The organism is Streptomyces sp. JW3 (assembly GCF_052216785.1).
Taxonomy (GTDB): Bacteria; Actinomycetota; Actinomycetes; order Streptomycetales; family Streptomycetaceae; genus Streptomyces.
Genome location: NZ_JBQOUX010000074.1, coordinates 1 through 16079, shown reverse-complemented (window position 1 = coordinate 16079; position 16079 = coordinate 1). Strand labels below are relative to the sequence as shown.

Genomic DNA, 16079 nt, shown 5'->3' with positions numbered 1-16079 from the left:
GGGGGACATCCATGCCGTACGGACACCGCACACCGGAGCAGCGGACGGACTCCGCCCACCGCACCGCCCCCGGTGCCGGGGAGCGGCCGCACGATCGCCGCCTGCTGCGCCGTGTCGCCGTCGCGAGCTTCATCGGCACGGCGATCGAGTTCTACGACTTCTACATCTACGGCACCGCCGCCGCGCTCGTCATCGACCGGGCGTTCTTCCCCAACCTCTCCCCCGTCAACGCGCTGCTCGCCTCCTTCTCCACCTACGCCGTCGCCTTCGTGGCCCGTCCGCTGGGCTCCGTCCTGTTCGGGCACTTCGGCGACCGGCTGGGCCGCAAATCGGTGCTGGTCGTCTCCCTCCTCCTCATGGGCCTGTCCACGGCGGCGGTCGGGCTGCTCCCCACCTACGACACCTGGGGTGCCTGGGCGCCGGCGCTGCTGGTACTGCTCCGCTTCCTCCAGGGCCTCGGGCTCGGCGGCGAGTGGGGCGGGGCGGCGCTGCTGGCGGTGGAGCACGCGCCGTCCGGCCGCCGGGGACGGTACGCGGGCTTCCCCCAACTCGGCCCGTCCGTCGGGTTCTTCGCCGCCACCGGCGTCTTTCTGCTGCTGTCCAGCTGGGTGAGCGACGAGACCTTCCGGGCCTGGGCGTGGCGGGTGCCGTTCCTGCTGTCCCTGGTGCTGGTGGGGGTGGGACTGCTCGTCCGGCTCCGGATCGCCGAGACCCCTTCGTTCCGCGAGGCGGCGGACCAACGGACCGAGGAGGTCCCGATCGCCGGAATCGTCCGGCGCCACCCCCGGGAACTGCTCCTCGGCTGCGGCGCGATGATCGTCACGTACGGCCTGTTCTACACGGCGACGACGTACTGCCTGTCCTACGGGACCAAGACCCTCGGGATCGGCCGCACCCCCATGCTGCTGGCCTCCATGGCCGCCGTCGTCTTCCTCGCCGCCGGCACCTGGATCGCCGCGACCGGGTCGGACCGGTTCGGGCGCAAGCCCTTGGCCCTGTGGGGCACGGTCGCGGCGGCCGTGTGGGGACCGCTGATCTTCCCTCTGCTGGACACCGGCCGGCTGCCCCTGATCATCCTCGGGCTCGGCGGCGCGCTGTTCCTGATGGGTGTGATCTACGGGCCCATGGGGGCGTTCCTGCCCGAGTTGTTCCCGGTCCGGGTGCGCTATTCCGGCGCCGGTCTCGCCTACAGCCTGGGCGGGGTGGCAGGAGGCGCGGTCGCGCCCCTGGTGGCCACACGTCTCCAGTCCGCGTTCGGCTCGGCATCGGTCGGCTGGTACGTGAGCACCATGGCCGGTGTGTCCCTGGTGTGCCTCCTGCTTCTGCCGGAGACACGGGAGCGGGGGATCACGGACTCCTGACGGCGGCGGTGCCGGAGGGAGGTCGGACTCGGCTGGTACGGGGCGCGTGGCCGGGGTGGGGGGACACCGTGGGGCGCGTCCCGGCCGCAGGACCGCAGCGGAGTTCAGCCCGCGCGGGAAGGGGTCGGCGTCCGGATCAGTCGCCCGGCTCGCTCGCGGTCCTCTTGCGGGTAGCCGCCGCCCTGGGCCGCCCGGGAGGCCGATTCCAGCCGGGAGACTGCGGGAACGCCGCCCGTACGCGCGGCAGATGCGTGTCGGGACGGGCTGTGTCTCGGGACGGGCTGTGCGGGTCTGCGCTGATGTCGTTCCGCGATGGATTCGACGAGGGGAAGGGCCGGGACCCCGACCTGCCGTGCGTGAGGTTGAGGTCCTGGCAGGTCACCACACCGCCAGGACGGACGTGGCGGGCCATGTGGCGGACGGCGCGGACGGGCTGTCGAGGTGCATGCGGATGAGCCGGCCCCCACGGGCGCGCCGGCCGGACGGTCCGAGGTGATGTCCGGCAGCGCTTCCTGCCGGGAAGTCAGGTGCGACAGGCCGGCGTGCGCCATGGTGCGTTCCGCTACCGCCGGCAAGTCCGGGTCGTGGTCCACTCCGACTTCATGACCGGACGGGCCGACAATCCGGGCCGCGATGCTGGTCAGCTCACCGGTGCCGCGCCCGACATCCACCGCCCTCATGCTCGTTCGCAGTCCGGCGAGGGTGATGAGCAGATGTGCGCTGTGGTCCGCGTACAGCCTTCTCTGCAGCTCCAGCCTGCGCGTTTCGTGCTGCGAGCGGCCCAGAACGTACGTACTCACTGCGCCGTGACGAGGTGATCGACAGTGCTGCCGCAGAACGCGATGACGTCGACCGCGTGAGTCGGGGTGAAGCCGAGGAAGTGCTGCTGGTCGCCTTGATCGACGTGTTCGGCGTCGAAGACGGAAGAGCCTCAGCAAGCTCGATCGTCAACACCGGTCCGCTCATGACCTGGAGCCTAATCAGCCTGAGTAATGTCCCCAACCGATTACCGAGCGTGCCCTCTCCACACCAAGTGGACCAGAGTCTGAGTTTCGATGTCACTCGGGTGTGCGACGGGGGAAGTGGTGGATCGTTGGAGAGCGGGCCAGAGCCGGTGACCACCCGGCAGCAGTTCGAGGCCATCGCGGCAGTACTCGGGCGGAGACGTCAACGACGACCGCTGACGGTGCGCGACACTGTTTCCCGGGGCATGGCTCCGCCGCGGAAAATGCCGACAGCTTCCGCTTTTCCGGGTTACGGCATTGATCACGCGGTGGTCGTGCTCCTTGGCGGTATGTCCGACCAGGTACTCGGCGCGCTCGTACGACAGCCGACCTTGGCGGATGTGAGGCAGAGGCCGATGTCCCGAGTGTGTGAGGCCGCGTAGCAGTAACAGAGGCAGCCTCTCAGCATGGTGGGCATGACGACGAGAACTAGTGCGATCGAGGTCGTCGAGCTACGCAATCGTACGGCGACCATGAGGTGGGTCGCCGGAGTCGACCCGACCGTCCCCGCAGGCACTGTCTCCGCCCTGCTCGGCTCAACGGGGCGGCGGGCGCGTTCAGGCCGACTGCCTCCGCGATCGACCAGCAGTTGCCCGCACCGCCCGGCATCAGTAACCCGCGTAGGTACAACACTCCGTTGGCCCGCAGGTCGCGGCGGCGCGACGGCGGTAGACCGGCGCGAGGTCTGCGGCGAGTTCGGCGAATACCGCTTCCGTATGCTCGGGATCTGCACTGCGGCGAAGTGCAGATCCCGAGCCGTGGTCACCGTGCGTGGGGCCGGTCACCTTCGATACCGCTGCGCTACTGCCGTGAAGGCGGCCTTGGGTTCCCATTCCATGTCGGGGTAGGTCTGCCCCCGGCGCCCTTCGAGGAGTTTGACGATGCCCAGGCCGGCCCGGTCCAAGTCGTCCCTGGGGTCGCCGTCCGGGCGGTGCGGGTAGCCAGGCAAGGCGAACAAGAACACGAACGCGCTGTCCACGCCCTCGGTCTCGAAGATCTCCAGCAGTTCGCTCAGATATGCGGCCTGGCCGGCCTCGTCCCGCTCGTATACGCCGTTCAGCCGTACCGGAGCCTTGGTCTTTGGGTCGTGCTCGACCACTTCCAGCACCCGCCCACCGCGGTCTCCCGCGCCGCGGTAGGCCGCGGTGCCGAACCCGGTGATGGCGAGCGGCTTCGGGCCCTGGGCCAGGGTGCGCACCGCGTCCCGGAACCGGTCGGCGACCTCGGCGGAGCGGATCAGCTCGAACGTCACCATGTCGAAGGGAGTCCAGTCGACCTGCTCGAACTGGATGGATGCGTAGGTGAGCTTGCCCTGGAAGCTCTGGCGGACCATGGCCGCGGCATCACGGAGGAATGTGTTCACGCGCACGCCGAGCTCGCGCATCGCTTCGGCCCGCCGCTCGGGTTGGCTCATCAACTGCTCGACGCGCTCCTCGGGGCTCTCTCCGGACAGGAATCCGCGGTTCATCACGCTCAGCTCGACCCCTGCGACGAACACGACTGCGGCTCCCTGCTGCCGGAGCCGTTCCGCTCGCTCGGCGCAGTCACGGAAGAGCATGAGGATCTGCTCCGGATCCAGCTCCAGCGGATAGGGCGAGAACCAGACCTCCAGGCCGAGCTCGGCGGCGGCACCGGCGGCCAGCTCCAGTCGGTCCGGGTCGCCGCCGATGATCTGGACCGCGTTGCAGTGAAGGTCATCGCGGATGATGGCGAGCTCGCGCCGGACCACCCCAGGGTCGAAGTGCTCGCGGGACAGCTGGCCGTGCACGACGAATCCGGTGTCGTAGGTCATTCCTCTTGCTCGCATGGTGACGCCCTCTCTGCCGGTCTCGGTCGGATCGAGATTCGCAACAAAGATGCGTGCACGCAAGTTTGCGTGAGTGCAACTTTACGGGCACGCAGGCCCGTGTGGGACGCTGGCGTCGTGACGACACCACGACCAGGGCTGCGGGAGCGGAAGAAGCAGGCCACGCGCGAGGCGCTACGCGAGGCGGCCCTGCGCCTGGCTGTGGAGCGCGGACCGGACCAGGTGCGGGTCGAGGACATCGCCGAAGCGGCCGGGGTCTCGCCGCGCACCTACAACAACTACTTCGCCAGTCGCGAGCAGGCGATCGTCTCTGCCGTCACCGCGGACCGGGAGGCGCGCATCGCGGCGGCGGTCGCGGCCCGGCCCGCGGGAGTGCGCCTGGCTGACGCCGTCACCGAAGCAGTGGTCGAGCAGTACACGAACACCGGCGAGCGCGAACACAAGGCGCTGCTGCTGATCACCACTCAGACCGCGCTGCGCGACGCGTTCCTCGATACCACCGCCGGCATCGAGCCCCCTCTCACAGCGGTGATCGCCGAACGCCTCGACGACGCCGAAGCGCACACAGCCCGCGTCCTCGCGGCAAGCGTGGCCGCGGCAGTTCGCATCGCGCTGGAGGGCTGGTTCCGGCCGGCCCAGAACGCAGGGCCCGCCGAGAGTCGCGCCGCCGGAGGACTGGTCGTGCCCTCCGGCTCACTGCCCGACCAACTCCGCGCGGCGCTGGCCCCGCTCGCGCCCGCGTTCGACGCCGCCGAGCAACACACCCAGCCGTGAAGCCGACCCCACTGGGGCGTCCGCTGAACAAACAGTAGGTGACGCTATGCCAGGTCACGATCTACGACTGGAGTACCTTCATACGTTTTCGCTTGGCGAGCACACTCCTTCTCGTAAGGAAAAGCGCCCTGCCGGACACGGCAGAGAAATGCGGAGAAGGAATTCTCACGGCTACGTGGTTCGTGATCGGTACGTCCCGGGGAATCGACGCGGAGATCGCCCGCGCCGCACTCAACGCCGGCAACAACGTCGTCGTCGCCGTCCGCAACCCCGACCGCATTCCCGACGACCTCAAGACCGCCGGCAATATCCTGCCCGTCACCCCCGACGTTCGACGTCAACGTCTTCGGCCTCATCAACACCACCCGCGCCGTCCTGCCCCACATGCGCAAGCAGCGCTCCGGCAAACTCGTTCACATCGGCTCCCGCTCCGGCTTCGAAGGCGAACCCTGCGTCAGCCTCTACAGCACCTCCAAATTCGCCGTCGTCGGCCTCTGCCTGAACCCGCCCCGAACGCGCTCTGGTGTTCTGCGTCTACGAAATGTCGCAGACAGGCGCTGGACCGCTCCCAACCGGTGCTGCCGATGATGCCCGGCGTTCCGCAGCGCCTCACCCACGACTACGTACGGTCGGGCACCACCACGCTGTTCGTCGCACTCGAGGTGGCCACCGGCAAGGTGATCGGCCTGCTGCACCGCCGGCACCGGGCACTGGAGAAGGACATCCGTACCTGGATCGCCGCATGGAACCCCGACCCCAGACCCTCCGACCCCAACGGCTCGCCAGCTACCTGAACAGAATTCCTGACTCAGGAGACTAGCGAGCGGCCCCGGCTTCGAGGTCGAAGGCGACACCCGTGAGCTGTTCGCTCGCCGCCCACAGCCGGCTGCCCTCCGCGGGGTCGCCGGCGCCTGCGGGGAGCTTGGCGGGCTTGGGGGTGCCGGAGGTCTGGTCGCGTCCGGCGGGGCCGATGAACCGGCCCGACTGGACGTGCGGGCTGGTCGCGGCGTACAGGGAGGGCCAGGCGGCACCCTCGGCCGAGCCCATGAGCAGGCGTGCGGCGATCGGGGTCACCATGCGGCTCAGGGTGCCGGTGCCGTGCTGCTGCAGACTGGTCATCGCCGACCCCGGGTGGACGACGAGCGCCTCGACGGAGCTGTTTGCAGTGCGGCGCGCGAGTTCGAGGGTGTAGACGATGTTGGCGCGCTTGGACTTGGCGTAGGCGCCCATGGCGCGGTAGCTCTTCTCGCTCATCAGGTCGTCCAGCCTGCCCATCGGCCACCGCGCCGCGATGGCGCTGACGGTGACCACGCGTGGCGCGGGCGAGCGGCGCACGGCGGGCCAGATCTGGGCGTTGAAGGCGAAGTGGCCGAGGTGATTGATGCCGACCGTCATCTCCAGGCCGTCACGGGTGGTCCGCCGCTGGGGCAGGTTCATCACACCGGCGTTGTTGAAGAGCAGGTCGACCGTCTCGGTCTCGGCGATCCGGGTGGCCGCGTCGCGGACGGAGGAGAGGTCGGCGAGGTCGAGCACGAGGGTGTCCGTCCGGGCCTCGGGGGTCGCGGCGCGCACCGCCTGGACAGCCTGGTCCAGCCTGGTCCGGCTGCGGCCGGCCAGGATGACGCGGGCCCCGTGCCGGGCGAGTGCGCGGGCGGTCTCGAGTCCGATCCCGCTGTTCCCGCCGGTGATCAGTGCGGTGCGGTCGGTCTGATCGGGGATGTCGTCGGGAGTCCAGTGGTTCACCGTTGTCACGCTCCTTGGATGCGTTGATTGGGTGCTCGGTCATGCGGTGCTCGGCACAGGGATGTGATCGATACCGGGTGGGAAGAGCATGCCGAGGATGTCCCCGGCGAAGGGCGGCCGGGCGGGCGGCCTGGATGATGTCCGGGCGCATGCCGCTGAAGGCGTTGGCGGCACTGGGCCGCCATGGACTTCCCGCAGGCGCCGGTGGCGCGGTGTTCTCCCTGGCTGCCGTCGCGCCGGATCATGTCGTCCGCCCAGAGCTGGCCGACAGCAGGAGACAGCCCTCGTTGACTACTTCGTCGGTGAAGGACGTCGGTCCCCGCTGCGCAGCCCAAGACCCGCCCCCCCCTTTTTTCAGACCGGTGGTCTGTTCGGCTGCGACCTCAACATAGAAGACCACCGGTCTGATGTCAAAAGACCGGCAGTCTGTAACCTGGGGGCATGACGACCTTCCAGCGCGCGCGCAGTGAGGAGCAGCGCGAGATACGGCGCCAGGCCATCCTCGACACCGCCGCCGCCATGCTCGATGAGATGCCCATCGGCGAGATCAGCCTGAACGAGATGAGCCGCCGCGTCGGGCTGGCGAAGTCCAATGTGCTGCGCTACTTCGAATCGCGTGAGGCGATCCTGCTGGAGCTGCTCGACCGCGCCTGGCGCCAGTGGGTGGCCGACCTGCCCGTCCTCGTGCACGCCGGCGTCGACCAGGACGCCCCGGTGAGCCGGCGTGCGGAGCAGTTCGCCGCCGTCGTCGCGGGCTCCCTCGCTGAACGCCGCGTCCTGTGCGACCTGCTGAGCGCCCAGGCGGGCGTACTGGAACACAACGTCTCCCCGCAGGCGGCCGCCCGCCACAAACGCGCGGCCGTGGCCAACGTCGCCGACATCGCGGCACTGGCCCACCAGCGCCTTCCCGAGCTGGGCAACAGCGCACCGCAGCTGACCGCAGCCATCATCATGGCCATCGGCGCCGTGTGGACCCACGCACGGCCCTCCCCGGCGATGCTCGCCGCCTACGAAGCCGACCCCTCACTCACCGCGTTCAAGCTGGACTTCGTGACCACCCTGCAGGAATTGCTGGCCACACTCACCGCCGGCACCATCGCCCGCGCCCGCACCTGAGCCCGTCCAGACAGCAGCCGAGGCGCCGGACCGCGGTGGCCGGCGCGCGGTGGCGCGTCACGACCAGGTACGACAAGACCGCCGCCTCCTACGAAGCGGCGGTCTCTCTCGTCTCGTTCCTGCTCCGGCGAGACCTGTTGGAGAACGGAGAACGGACCCCCGTACGGCTCGAAGGGTTGCGCTATCCGTTGTGTGCTTCGAGCTCGGTCGCCAGCGTCTGTTGAGTGGCCGCCCACGACGCCAGGAGCGCCAGACTGTCAGCGGCCGGTGTGCCGGCGGCTGCGGTGTAGACGTTGAGGTGCAGGCCGGGTTCGGCGGGCAGTTCCAGGGACTCGACATCCAAGTCGAGCCGGCCCACGATCGGATGACGCAGCCGCTTGCGGCCGGACCGGTGCAGCCGCACGTCCTGAGATGCCCACCTCTGCCGAAACAGCTCACTGCACGTTGACAGTTCGCCGACCAGGGTGATCAGCTCCTCGTCTTGCGGGTTGCGGCCGGCTTCCATGCGCAGCTTCGCGGCCGCGTCACCGGCGACTCGGTCGTAGTCGACAAAGAAATCTCTGGCCGCCTCGGGGTTCAGATAGACGAACCTCGCTGTGTTGGCGGGCCGTCGCGGTTCGGCCAGCACCGGTGAATACAACGCGCGAGCGAGTTGGTTCATGGCGAGCACGTCATAACGGCCGTTACCGATCCAGGCCGGCGCCTCGGCGATCGCGTCGAGCACCTGTTGCAGCGTTGAGCGCACCGTCACGGCAGACCTGCGCCGGCGTGGGCCGCTGGGCGCCCTGAACTGGCGCGCGAGATGGAACAGGTGATCGCGCTCGGCCTCGTCGAGCTGCAAGGCAGAGGCCAACGCGTCGAGCACGCCATCGGAGGCACCGGCGAGGCTGCCGCGCTCCATGCGCACGTAGTAGTCGACCGATACCCCCGCCAGGAGCGCTACCTCCTCGCGGCGCAGACCTTTGACCCGACGGTTGCCGCCGTAAGCGGCCAGGCCCGCCTGCTCGGGTGCGATGCGGGCGCGACGCGAGCTGAGGAACTCCCGGATCTCGGTGCGCAGATCCATCGTGGCCATCCCCTCACCGTGAGCCCGCCCCGCAGTCTACGGGGTACCCGATGCGGTCGTCGCGATGCCGCCGTCCACCGGGATGACGGTGCCCGTGAGGTAGGACCCGGCCCGGCTGGCGAGATACACGGCGATGCCCGCCATGTCGTCGTCGCGGCCGAGCCGGCGCAGAGGGGCCGCCGCCGCGATCGTGTCGCCGATGGCATCGAGCGTGGACGCCATCATCTGCGACGGGAACACTCCCGGTGCCACCGCGTTCACCGTGACGTGCTGCGGGCCCAGTTCTCTGGCAAGCACTCTGGTGAGTTGATGGAGTGCCGCTTTGCTGCTGGCGTACGAGTAGTTGGGTGACTGGGCGACGTGGATGGCGGCGATACTGCCGATGTTGATGACCCGCGCGGGATCATCAGCGGTGCCCGCCCTGCGAAGCGCGGGAAGCAGCGCCTGCACCAGCCAGAACGGCGACTTGAGGTTGAGGTCGATCACTGCGTCCCAAGCCTCGTCCGGAAAGGTCGCCAGCGGCTCGCGCCACATCGCTCCCGCGTTGTTGACAAGAATGTCGAGGCGTTCCGAGTCGGCCTCGACGAGATCAGCGAGGCGCTGACACTCGTCGTGCCTGGACAGGTCTGCGGGGATTGCCTGAACGTCGCCGAATTCCGACAGCAGACGCTGTGCCTCCGCGCACGCGTCTGCCTTGCGTGAGCTGATGACGACACGGGCGCCCGCCTGAAGAAGGCCGCGCGCCATCATCATCCCAATGCCCCTGGTGCCGCCAGTGACAAGGGCGTACTTCCCGCTCAGATCGAAAAGCCCTGTGCGAGTGGTGAACTTATTGTCTACCATTGGTCTCCGTCTTTTCTGTCGTGGAAGAATGCACCGACACGGACGTGCATTCGGGGCAGCCGAATCGAACTGATCGACTCAACCAGGTTGACAGGCGTTGGGGACGTCTGGGAGACCCTGGTGATACAGGTACTGCGAGATCCCCCCTTGCCCGATGCGCTGACTCAGCCCGGATCCACCGGCTTGATTCCCGGTTGATCGCTCCCGGGTCGTGCAGGCCGTGTGGGGGCCGAGTCTGCTGTTTCCTCGGCTCGGAAGTGCAAACGGTGAAGAGGGTCCCGGCTGTCTCGGCGGCGGAGATCCAGCACTGGCCCTTCTCCCCTTCTCCTCCCGGACCGCTTGGGGATTGGAGCGGTGTCCAGGCGTCCTCGTCGATGCCGGCAATGTCGGCCTGCTCCGCGCCCGGGAAGCAGCGGGGTGCGACGGGCCAGTTGGGCCTGCTCACCGAAGCGGAGGCGCCCGGAGCGGGTTTCGTGGCGATGGCGTCTTCGCCCGGCCGTGGGGACGGCCCGCGAGGGCTGACGCCGCTTCCGGTCAGCGGTCCATGGCGGACAAGTGGGTTGGGCCGGTATCGGCCATGACGCGGTCGACGGTTGCGTGCAGAGCGCTGTCGGCGCCGATGGCGGCTTCGAGGCCGTCGGGCGGCAGACCGCGGAGCCGATACCGGCCGTCGGCACCGGCCGCGGTGCGGCCGGCCTTCGTCCCCAGCGCGCGTCTCTTCACCGTGACGCTCGAAATCCAGGCTCGTTGGTACGGCAGTGTGACCGTCACCTGCGGAACGGGCCGGATCAAGTCCCAGGGTGGAGCGGGGCCGCGTGTCCGGCGGCGCCCCTGTACCGGGAGATCACCGTGCCCGGGCCCGGCCTACCCTTCAGGGAGTCTCATGCCCAGCCCGCACCTCCCGGCCCCGGCACCCGGCACCTCCGCCGAGCCGTTCGCCGATCCCCACGCACCGTTCGAGACCGGCCTGCGGCTGGTAGAACGGCACGCCCGTGCGGACACCCCCCGGGAGTTCGCGATGTTCGGCCTGCGGTGGGATCTGCTGCCGGGGGTTTTCGCTCCCGTGCACACCGACTCCACCGAGCTGTTCACCGCCTGGCTGCCCTTTCCGGTGGGAGGGAGATTCCTCGAAGTGGGCTGTGGCGCGGGGGTGACGGCGGTCATGGCGGCCCTCGCCGACTGCGCACACGTGACAGCGGTGGACATCACCGCGGCCGCGGTACGCAACACCGAGGCCAATGCCGCGCGCCACGGAGTCGGTGACCGAGTCCGGGCTGTGCACAGCGACCTCTTCGACGCTCTGGCACCCGACGACCGCTTCGACCTGGTGTTCTGGAACTCCAACGTCGTCCCCGCCCCCGACGAATTCGTCTACAGCCGCGGGCTCCAGCACGCGATCTTCGACCGCGGCTACACAGCACACCACCGCTACCTGCGTGACGGCCTGACGCGTCTGACCCCAGCGGGCCGGCTGTTCCTCGGCTTCAACAGCCTCGGGGACCTGCCCCGGCTGACCTCGCTGGCCACAAGGTGCGGAGCGCGGATCACCGCCCGACAGGACAGCGCCCGCCACACATCCGACGTCCCGGTGACCTTTCAGCTGCTGGAGATCACTACCGACCCCGGCGACCGGGCGGCCACATGAGCGCCGAGCACCCACTCACCGGAGCGGTCACACCAGTTCCCAAGGCCGTCAGCTACCTCAGACTCGCCAAAGCACGCATCTACCACTACGTGTACGGGTGGGCGCTCGGCCTGGCCCTCCTGCACACCGACGGCATCGCCGTCACCACCAAAGCCGTCCCCCTGACCCTCCTGCTCGTCGGCATCCTGGCGTTCCAATGGAGCACCTCGGCGGCAGATGACGTCTGCGGATTCCTCGACGGCAGCGACGCCCGCAACTACGCGGGCCGGCCGGCGATCACGCGCGTACGAAAGCCCCTGCTCACCGGCGCGCTGACGTTGCCGGAGGCGACGCGGTTCGCCGTCATCGCATGGTGCGCCGGCCTGGCCGCCATCCTGCTCGCCGCCGCCTCGCTCGGCTGGCACGTCCCCCTTCCGGCGCTGGCGGTGGCCGTCCTCACCCCGGCCCTCGCCGTCCAGTACTCCTGCGGCGTCAAGCTCAGCTACCGCCCGCTCGGACTGGAATCGACGGTCCTCTTCACCGGCGGCTACACCGTTTTCGTACCCTACTGGTTCGTCACCGCCACGCTCAGCCCTGCCACGCTCCTGGTCAGCGCCCTGGTCGGACTGTGGCTGCTCCTCGTGGTCGCCTACGGCAACGCCTCCGACAGGGACGGGGACCGTGCCGTCGCACGCAGAACCCTCGCCGTGATCCTGCCGCCCGCCTGGTTCGCCGCCATGCTCCACCTGCTGGTCATCACGAACGCGCTGCTGCTCGTCCTGCTGTCCACGGCACTGCGGCACCCCGACCTGATCCTCCTCGCCGCCCCCGTCACGGTCCTGCAACTGGCCCAGCTCTACTACGGCGTGTACCGCCGGGAACTACGCAAAGCGCGGTTCCTGGTCCTTGTCTCCATCGACATCGGATCGGTCGCCCTGGCCACGGCACTTCTGACGGGCCGCTCGCCATGAGAACCACAGCGTCCCGGCTTCGCCATCGTGGAAGCCTCCGCCGCCGACGACTGGCCACACGCCGCACGCTCACACCCGTGCCCCGCCATCCCCGCCGGCGCGCCGGCACCGGGCGCGCCCCGACCTGTCCCCGGCCGATGGCCCGCTCTTCGTGTCCCAGTGCTGTGACCGGATAGGTTCGCTGGGTTGGTGGACGAGGAGAGAACCGCGGCGGGCGCGGGTAGGCGGCCATGAGTGACAACTACCTGACGGTGATTCCGACTGATCCTTACTGGCAGCCCAGTAGAGAGGTGGCGGATCGTGCTGCGGCGACGTTGTATCCGAAATGCTCCCGACGACGATGCCCGCCGTGGTCTGGAAGCCAAGTGGTGGGGAGTTCGCACCTGGATGGTGGGCGGAGACCGTCTCGGAGCGCGCCGCCGATGGCTTCTCGACGCTCATGGTGATGGTTCCCTGTTGTGAAGTCGCCACGTCACTCAACGAGCTGATGTACGACTGGCCGATGGGGTTCGCGCGGTTCAGGATCCAGGTCCTGTATCCGAACCGGGCATGGCTGACCGTCGAGGAGCTTGTCTCCCTCACGGGTGCGGATGCCTTTCAGGGTGGCGAGTGTTGGCGTTGCGCCAGCGCGGGTAACGGCGCAGGGCCGGAGTCTGCGCCGAGTGGCTGCGATGGTTCGTGTTCGCCAGAGTGAACTGCCGCAGCGGCCCGACGTGCGCCTCGGTCGGGTTGGCCCAGGAAGCCCAGGTCGGGGCGAAGCACGGCTCGACCTTGTTCTTCCGGCCCGGTCGGCGTCCGGTCGGCCGGCCTCGCCCGGCGCCGTCGCGTCCGTCTTGCGCAGCCGTTGCCAGAGCGGTGCGATCGGAGCGTCGCTGCCGACGAACAGGTCGATGCCGCGCACGCCGCGCTCCTCGTCGGCGGGTGCAGGCATCCGTACCGTCGTGTTCACCACGACGCCTCCCTGGCGCGCCAGTGGGACGAGTAGGGCGCGTCCAGCCGGGTCAACCGGTGTGAGGTTGAGCGCGATGTCGATCGGTTCGTTCACCACCGCGGTCACACCGGTGGTGGTGTGGTCAATGACCTCGTCGGCACCGACGAGCAGCAACAGATCATCGGACGGGACTAGCGACGGCGGACACCTCGATGTCACCGACACCCCCAACACCACATGGAACACGCAGCCAGGCAATCCCGACCACACGGGCACCCCGCCTCCCCTGGAACGGCCGGGACGACGACCACCGCCGCCCCGTCCCCAACTCCTCCACAGCTCCGCCCGCCAGCAACCGTCCGCGCACCACAGGCCCGGGGCAGCCGGCCGGCACCAGCCACTACGCCGACACCAACCTGCCGGAACCGGTCGCCACCACCGGCGGCGACGACGGCCGGCCCGCCCCGATCCGGGCACCCGGGCGACACCGGAAGCAGGGTCACCGACCCGAGTGACTGCCGGGACGGACCAAGCGACTTTCCGGGCAGCCCCACATCGGCCATGCCGGACGACACTCCGGCCGGCCGAGTGGAAGGCACAGACACACCAACACCAACGGACCCCCGGACGGCGGCCAACAGCGGTTCATCGCCGCGCGAGTGACCACCGTCGATGTCCCCCCGGGGCCTGCCTGCCGGGGCCGGCCTCCGACACACCGGTCACCGTCCAGGATGCCGCCGGGTCACCTGCGGCGATGGTGCTGTCCAGGCACGCTGCCTCGCGGTGGACAGTCCAGTAGGCCGCCGGCAGGTGGCAGGTGGCAGGTGGCAGGTGGCAGGTGGCAGGTGGCAGGTGGCAGGACACCGAACGCCGTTGACGAGCCGTCGTTCGCGGCGATCGGCCATGTCCTGGTCGGTCACGACAGCCCCAGGGCGCGCGCCACCAACTGGCCACGGCTGCGGACGCCGAACTTGTCGAAAAGGGACTTCACATGATCTTGGACGGTGTAGTGAGAGACGGTCAGTGAGGTGGCGATTCCCGCCGATGACCGGCCGGATATCACCTGCTCCAGGATCTCCCGTTCTCGCGGGGTCAGTTCATACGCGAGGGCCAAAGTCCTGGTGAGGTCGGAGGCGGGGGTGGGCTGGATGACGACCGAGGCGCCGCTGTGCGGATCCTCACTCAGTGGTGAACCCCACAGCGACAGCCACCGCCCGGTGCGCGACCGTACTCGCAGATACGCCTCCGCACCCCGTTCGGCGCGGGCCGCCGCTGCCACCTCGTAGGGGGCGAGTGCGCCGATCTCCTCCAGCCAGTGCCGCGCCGACTCGTTGGTGACCAGCGCGTGTCCCGCACTGTCGAGCACCAGAACACCGGGCCCGAGCGCGGCCGATCCCGACCCGGCGGGCGGCGCGGCGATGACGCAGGCTCGGCGCAGTGCCACAGCCACTGGCCGTGACAGCGCGTGCAGCAGGGCCGCCTCCCGAGGTGTGAAGTCCGCTCGATCGCCGCGCCGGAACAAGGAGATCGCGCCCCAGCATTCCCCGTCCGCGATGAACACGGCACGCAGTTCGTGCCGGGCGTCGATGGCCGGCAGGACCGTGCGGAATCGGGGACTCCGGCTCGGGTCTCCGCCGGTGCTGTGGCTGAGGATTCCGACGGTACGGCCGGACCGTGCCAGGTCCGCGAACTTGTCCACGTCCGCGACGAGGTACTCGTTGTACGAAGCAAGCCAGGTATTGCCGGGTGGGATGCCGTCGGAGACGTCGTCGGTGACCAGCAGCGTCCACGGGTCGATGGTGCCGAAGCAGAACGCGTCGTGGGCGACGCCCTCGCCCAACCGGGAGGCCACCTGAGAGCGCAGCGTCCGGGAGTCCAGATCAAGTCGGCACATCCGCTCGATGTCGCGCCGCAGCTTTTCCACCGGTGCAGCCTACTGGGAGCATCCCAGAATTCTGGGATACCGCGGACGAGGGCACTGCGCCTAGCCTCCACTGTGACCACGGACGGATCGCGGAAGGATCGCAGTGAGTTCTCCCTATGCGGCCCAGGTGGGCGAGCGTGAGCGACTGAAACGGCTCGGTGGCGGAATCATGCGGGTGCTGCTGGAACGGCGGCACACCGGTGGCCGTCCGAGCCTGTTTCGGTCGACCGTCCCGACTGCCGCTGTTTCACCCGTGCATGTGCACCCCGACGAGGACGAACTGCTCGTGCTGCCGAGTGGCGGCGGCCTGGTGTGGATCGGTGACCGCCGGTTCGAAATCGGTGCCGGTGGCGATGCTTTTCTGCCACGCGATTTTCTCCACATATACCGCTTCGGCTCCAACAATGTCGGCGTGCGCGCGATCGCTTATCAGCCAATCCACGTCGGCGGCCTGGTACTTGATCGGCGGCGTCCCGCACAGTCGACTCGGCGGGCGCTCCGGCCGTGGCGGGCGCGTGCTCTGGACGCCGAGCACCACCAGGTTCGCGGCGGCCGGCCGACGCGTCATTTCCCGCACCCGCCGGCGCGGCAGGCCGTGAGTGCTCTGATCGGTGCCGCCGTCACTCCCGATGCGGACGTAGTACCTCACCGCGCCGGGCGGCGGAAAGTCGTGTGGGGGCAGCCCTCACCGGTAACCGTTCCGCCCCTGGTGAAGCGGTTCGTCGGGGCCCTGCCGCGTCGCGTGCCGACCCTGCCGGCCGCTGCCCAAGAGATGCGCGGCCGGCCGCTCGGCGGTCACCTGCTCGGCCGGTTCCCGCTGCACGTCGCTCACGCCGGTCTTGCGGAGGTTGCGCTCGATCACGGCGGGCACTGGCCCTACCGGCCCGCGGCAGCCGGCGATCGGGCTGCCGCACG

General features: G+C 69.3%; 13 protein-coding genes and 4 pseudogenes. 8 read left to right on the top strand and 9 right to left on the bottom strand.

Annotation, left to right across the window (positions count from 1 at the left end; all coding sequences use genetic code 11):
* Positions 1-11 precede the first annotated feature (11 nt).
* On the top strand, positions 12-1361 hold the full coding sequence (locus tag ACTT8P_RS26145) for an MFS transporter (RefSeq protein ID WP_442834199.1): 1350 nt from the start codon (positions 12-14) through the stop codon (positions 1359-1361).
* A gap of 104 nt (positions 1362-1465) precedes the next feature.
* On the opposite strand, the gene ACTT8P_RS26140 is transcribed toward ACTT8P_RS26145, so the two are convergent.
* From ACTT8P_RS26140 to ACTT8P_RS26130, 3 genes and pseudogenes are all read right to left on the bottom strand, one after another.
* Positions 1466-2161, bottom strand: coding sequence for a hypothetical protein (locus ACTT8P_RS26140; RefSeq protein ID WP_442834198.1), 696 nt, complete (start codon positions 2159-2161; stop codon positions 1466-1468).
* Positions 2158-2229, bottom strand: a pseudogene (locus ACTT8P_RS26135) (hypothetical protein); the annotation flags it as partial. The gene ACTT8P_RS26140 and the pseudogene ACTT8P_RS26135, both read right to left, overlap by 4 nt.
* A 917-nt stretch (positions 2230-3146) precedes the next feature.
* Entirely contained in the window at positions 3147-4157 is a 1011-nt protein-coding gene (locus ACTT8P_RS26130) for a hypothetical protein (protein WP_442834197.1), read from the bottom strand.
* 132 nt (positions 4158-4289) lie between these two features.
* Between ACTT8P_RS26130 and ACTT8P_RS26125 the strand changes: the two genes are divergently transcribed.
* The 3 genes and pseudogenes from ACTT8P_RS26125 to ACTT8P_RS26115 form a co-directional block, all read left to right on the top strand.
* Complete coding sequence (locus ACTT8P_RS26125; RefSeq protein ID WP_442834196.1) at positions 4290-4946, top strand: TetR/AcrR family transcriptional regulator; 657 nt, start codon at positions 4290-4292, stop codon at positions 4944-4946.
* Between the two features lie 384 nt (positions 4947-5330).
* Positions 5331-5384 (top strand): annotated as a pseudogene (locus ACTT8P_RS26120) (hypothetical protein); the annotation flags it as partial.
* A 45-nt stretch (positions 5385-5429) separates the two neighbouring features.
* A pseudogene (locus ACTT8P_RS26115) lies at positions 5430-5662 on the top strand (IS630 family transposase); the annotation flags it as partial.
* A 100-nt stretch (positions 5663-5762) separates the two neighbouring features.
* On the opposite strand, the gene ACTT8P_RS26110 reads toward ACTT8P_RS26115, so the two are convergent.
* Positions 5763-6689 carry an oxidoreductase gene (locus ACTT8P_RS26110; protein ID WP_442834195.1) on the bottom strand — a complete coding sequence of 309 codons (927 nt, stop codon included), beginning with the start codon at positions 6687-6689 and terminating at the stop codon, positions 5763-5765.
* 441 nt (positions 6690-7130) lie between these two features.
* On the opposite strand from ACTT8P_RS26110, the gene ACTT8P_RS26105 reads away from it, so the two are divergent.
* A complete protein-coding gene (locus ACTT8P_RS26105; protein WP_442834194.1) occupies positions 7131-7805 on the top strand; it encodes a TetR family transcriptional regulator in 675 nt (224 codons plus the stop codon).
* Positions 7806-7986: 181 nt separating this feature from the next.
* On the opposite strand, the gene ACTT8P_RS26100 is transcribed toward ACTT8P_RS26105, so the two are convergent.
* From ACTT8P_RS26100 to ACTT8P_RS26090, 3 genes are all read right to left on the bottom strand, one after another.
* Positions 7987-8880 carry a helix-turn-helix transcriptional regulator gene (locus tag ACTT8P_RS26100; protein ID WP_442834193.1) on the bottom strand — a complete coding sequence of 298 codons (894 nt, stop codon included), beginning with the start codon at positions 8878-8880 and terminating at the stop codon, positions 7987-7989.
* Between the two features lie 27 nt (positions 8881-8907).
* Positions 8908-9714, bottom strand: a complete 807-nt coding sequence (locus ACTT8P_RS26095) for an SDR family oxidoreductase (protein ID WP_442834192.1) — start codon at positions 9712-9714, stop codon at positions 8908-8910.
* Between the two features lie 534 nt (positions 9715-10248).
* Complete coding sequence (locus ACTT8P_RS26090; protein ID WP_442834191.1) at positions 10249-10485, bottom strand: hypothetical protein; 237 nt, start codon at positions 10483-10485, stop codon at positions 10249-10251.
* Positions 10486-10597: 112 nt separating this feature from the next.
* Between ACTT8P_RS26090 and ACTT8P_RS26085 the strand changes: the two genes are divergently transcribed.
* Positions 10598-11359: a methyltransferase gene (locus ACTT8P_RS26085; RefSeq protein ID WP_442834190.1), complete on the top strand. Its 762-nt coding sequence runs from the start codon at positions 10598-10600 to the stop codon at positions 11357-11359.
* Complete coding sequence (locus ACTT8P_RS26080; protein ID WP_442834189.1) at positions 11356-12309, top strand: UbiA family prenyltransferase; 954 nt, start codon at positions 11356-11358, stop codon at positions 12307-12309. The genes ACTT8P_RS26085 and ACTT8P_RS26080 overlap by 4 nt, the downstream gene beginning before the upstream one ends.
* A 596-nt stretch (positions 12310-12905) precedes the next feature.
* Here the strand turns inward: ACTT8P_RS26080 and ACTT8P_RS26075 are convergent.
* Together ACTT8P_RS26075 and ACTT8P_RS26070 are read right to left on the bottom strand one after the other, a co-directional pair.
* Positions 12906-13103: pseudogene (locus tag ACTT8P_RS26075) on the bottom strand (IS630 family transposase); the annotation flags it as partial.
* A 1053-nt stretch (positions 13104-14156) separates the two neighbouring features.
* Positions 14157-15164, bottom strand: a complete 1008-nt coding sequence (locus ACTT8P_RS26070; RefSeq protein WP_442834188.1) for a LuxR C-terminal-related transcriptional regulator — start codon at positions 15162-15164, stop codon at positions 14157-14159.
* Positions 15165-15267: 103 nt separating this feature from the next.
* Between ACTT8P_RS26070 and ACTT8P_RS26065 the strand changes: the two genes are divergently transcribed.
* The coding region (locus tag ACTT8P_RS26065) for a hypothetical protein (protein ID WP_442834187.1) at positions 15268-16079 on the top strand (812 nt) is incomplete at its 3' end.

Coding starts and splice junctions, on each gene's coding strand:
- ACTT8P_RS26145 (WP_442834199.1), top strand. CDS start 12: ATGCCGTACGGACACCGCACACCGGAGCAGCGGACGGACTCCGCCCAC.
- ACTT8P_RS26130 (WP_442834197.1), bottom strand. CDS start 4,157: ATGACCTACGACACCGGATTCGTCGTGCACGGCCAGCTGTCCCGCGAG.
- ACTT8P_RS26105 (WP_442834194.1), top strand. CDS start 7,131: ATGACGACCTTCCAGCGCGCGCGCAGTGAGGAGCAGCGCGAGATACGG.
- ACTT8P_RS26100 (WP_442834193.1), bottom strand. CDS start 8,880: ATGGCCACGATGGATCTGCGCACCGAGATCCGGGAGTTCCTCAGCTCG.
- ACTT8P_RS26095 (WP_442834192.1), bottom strand. CDS start 9,714: ATGGTAGACAATAAGTTCACCACTCGCACAGGGCTTTTCGATCTGAGC.
- ACTT8P_RS26085 (WP_442834190.1), top strand. CDS start 10,598: ATGCCCAGCCCGCACCTCCCGGCCCCGGCACCCGGCACCTCCGCCGAG.
- ACTT8P_RS26080 (WP_442834189.1), top strand. CDS start 11,356: ATGAGCGCCGAGCACCCACTCACCGGAGCGGTCACACCAGTTCCCAAG.